We start from the raw sequence: 339 nt of genomic DNA, 5'->3' as shown, positions 1-339 counted from the left end.
AGGCGTCGATGTCGGTCTCGATCCACGGCCCGAGAGGACAGAAGGTGTCGTACCCTTTGGCGCGACCCCACTGGCCATCCGTGCGCTGATGGTCGCGAGCGGACACGTCGTTGGCGATCGTGTACCCGAGGATCGCCTCCCGCGCCTTCGCGGCGGGAACGTCCTTGCAGGGGCGGCCGATGACCACCGCAAGTTCCGCCTCGTGATGGACGAGCGAGGTGGAGGGTGGAATCACGATGGGCGCTCCCGGCCCCACGATCGAGGTGTTGGGCTTGAGGAAGATCATGGGCTCGTCGGGGACATCGCTGCCGAACTCGGCCGCGTGCGCGGCGTAGTTGC

General features: G+C 67.3%; 1 protein-coding gene. It reads right to left on the bottom strand.

Going from position 1 to position 339, the window contains the following annotated elements; translation table 11 throughout:
- Positions 1–339 (bottom strand): fumarylacetoacetate hydrolase family protein (locus R1101_RS0125575; protein WP_016935883.1); only part of this gene is annotated, 339 nt, incomplete at both ends.

Source organism: Rhodococcus sp. R1101 (assembly GCF_000278445.1).
Classification (GTDB): domain Bacteria; phylum Actinomycetota; class Actinomycetes; order Mycobacteriales; family Mycobacteriaceae; genus Rhodococcus; species Rhodococcus gordoniae.
Note: the sequence above shows the minus strand (reverse complement) of the source record. Positions and strands in the feature narration are given on the sequence as shown.